Here is a 2,767-nt window from a genome sequence, read left to right on the forward strand (position 1 = left end):
CAAAAATATTGAATTGCAAGTGATGAATGAAAAAACATAGAAAAACGCACAAAAAAGCCTCGTGTTAGAACGAGGCTTGAAGTCATTGTTTGCAATAAAAAGTTTATTAAAACCCGTTAGCTTATTGAGGTAACTGGTTTATTAAAGCAATCAGCTTGTTGGGCAACTCGCAGGGCCAATCTCTTTCCATACTCCCCACACACCAGTAGTCGATGGGTTTTCGCCAGTTGTCCACCACTTGGCTTCCCATACTTTACCAGCCCAAGAAACTTGTTGACCGCCAGTATAAACCGCTGATTTATCCCACAAGTTACTGCAAGTGTCACCACCAGAATCTTTCTTCGCCACGATAACCGATGCACTTGCAGAGGCCGCCGCTTTACCATCACTGACAGTTACAGTGAAGCTTAGCGTGGTGTCTTGTGTATACTCAGGAGCAACAAACGAAACACTCGCACCTTGAATGGTTGCATTTAGGCCTGTAGGTACATCCCATACGAAAGTTAAGGTGTCTTGATCGACGTCACTTGAAGCGGAAGCGTCCACCACCACAACCTCACCAGCACTGGCATTGCTTGGCGCAGTAATCACCGCCACTGGTGGCGTGTTCACAGGCTCAGTTGCTTTAGGTTTGACCGTTACAGTCACAACATCAGAAGCCGTTGCGCCTTTGTTATCTGTGACCGTCAACTTGAACGTCAGCGTTTGTACTTGTACCACTTCGGCCGCGTCAAAACTGGCTCGTGCAGAATTAGCGTTTACTAAGCTCACTGCTGTGCCCGCCGTTTGCTGCCACACGTAACTGACAATAGTGCCATCACTGTCTTTTGATGCACCGCCATCAAGAACAACACTCACCGGACCAACCACCGATTGATCAACACCTGCATTTGCAGTGGGCACGCGGTTCGCGGGGGGTGTAGTACCTCCTCCTGCTAAGCTTTCATGCATCGCATTTAGGATGTCACCATTATCAGCGTCAATCTCCCAAGAGAACAACCCGGCCAAACCAAGGTTTCGAGCATAGGCGCCTTTGGCTTTGATTGAACGGTTATCGTCAAAAGTAACCAGTTGGCCCGTTGTACGATTCCAAACCCAAGGTGCTTCAGCTTGTGCATCGTATCCATATTCAAAGCCATTAATACCGGTATTATTAGCCCCTAACATGAATGATTTGATGCCTTTATAGTCAATCACACCCGCTTCCCACACGCCTTGCGCGGAAGTGCCTTTCAATTTTCCGTTACCTACCCCTGTCATCGGGTCGGTTGGATCACTTAATGAAGCCGGCATCACCCCTTCCCAGCCACGGCCATACATAGCCGCACCTAAGACTAACTTATTAGCAGGGACACCCTGTGCTAGCAGTAACTGGATACCGTTATCCGCCGTATAAGCTGGGCCTTTATAAGGTTCGCCATTTTCATCTACTCCTTTCCCATCACACTGACCAGGGCGCATGAATGATCCGCAGTAAAGCGCGGTTTGGTGGCCTAATACGTTATTCCAACCGCCATAAAAGTCATAAGTCATGGCAAAGATGTAATCCATATATTGAATGGCTTCGCCATAATTAACATCTTCAATCTTGTCATGACCAACACCAATTGCTGACGTGAGCTCATAAGTACGACCAGTTTCCGATTGCAATTCATCAAGCATGGCACGCAGTTCACGCATTAACGCAATGTACGCAGGGCCATCATTGACTGGGTCACCGCGATCCGCTGCTTGACCACCTCCTCCAGGATATTCCCAGTCGATATCAACACCGTCGTAGAATTTCCAAGTGGTTAGGAATTTCTTCACTGAAGCAACAAAAGTATCGCGATTGGCCTTGTTGGTAAAATCAAAAAATGGGTCAGAGAGTGTCCAACCACCAATAGAAGGAAGGATCTTGAGGTCTGGATTACGCTGTTTGAGCGCCATCAACATGGCATAGTTGCCCTTGATCGGAGAGCTGTATTGGTGACCCGCTTGCGGGAAACTCTTTTGATAGGCCGCCCAAGGGTCATGGATCACCACTTCGTAATCATTCACCCCATTACATGCGGTCATCAACGCGTTGTAGCTGTTTCCACCAACGGATTTCAATGATTCGTTAGGGCCACAAATTGGAATGAAGCCGTATAGAATATGCGTCAGATTATCAGCCGGGATGTTATCTACCGTATATTTTCGGTCATAGATGCCCCACTCAACAAAGTAGGTTCCAACCACCGTATCTTTATCGGTCGTGTAAGTCTTGTTATTGGGATCAATATTCATCACCAAAGGTTTGAGATGTGAGCCATCGGTATCGGCAATTGTTATCTCAACGGGTGCACTTTTGCTGCAACCTGTCGCGTCGCAAGCTTCGATTGTCATTTGGTAAACACCACCTTGTGCATAACTGAAGTTTGCGGTGGTTTGGCTGCCAGTGATTGGGCCTGTCGCGACCTGTGCGCCATCAAAATAGATTTTATACGTGTTGCCTGTTGTACCACTCCATTGGTTAAACTTAACGGCAATCGGCGCTTGATCATAATATTTGACCATTTGGTTATAACCAGCCGTGCTTTCCATGGCTAATTCAACTTTAGAAAACTGTAGATTATTCGACCCATAGACATCGACGCTAGGGGTTGCTGGTGCTGCCATTGCCGTGCCCGAAAGAGCCATTGCAATACTTGCGGCGCACAAAGTAATACGATTCATACCTATATCTCTCATTTCTGAATGTTTCACTTACATTTAAGCAAGCTGCTCTTCTGATAAGGCATTGAAG

The 2,767-nt window shown here is 46.9% G+C and carries 1 protein-coding gene; it reads right to left on the minus strand.

Going from position 1 to position 2,767, the window contains the following annotated elements:
* Positions 1-150: 150 nt before the first annotated feature.
* Complete coding sequence (locus tag B9J84_RS15115; protein ID WP_026028429.1) at positions 151-2,697, minus strand: glycosyl hydrolase family 18 protein; 2,547 nt, start codon at positions 2,695-2,697, stop codon at positions 151-153.
* Between the last annotated feature and the right edge of the window lie 70 nt (positions 2,698-2,767).

This window comes from Vibrio sp. V03_P4A6T147, from assembly GCF_002241085.1.
In the GTDB taxonomy this organism is placed as follows: domain Bacteria; phylum Pseudomonadota; class Gammaproteobacteria; order Enterobacterales; family Vibrionaceae; genus Vibrio; species Vibrio anguillarum.

What these genes read in the sequence shown, in the direction of transcription:
- B9J84_RS15115 (WP_026028429.1), bottom strand. Translation starts at nt 2,697, where the DNA reads ATGAATCGTATTACTTTGTGCGCCGCAAGTATTGCAATGGCTCTTTCG.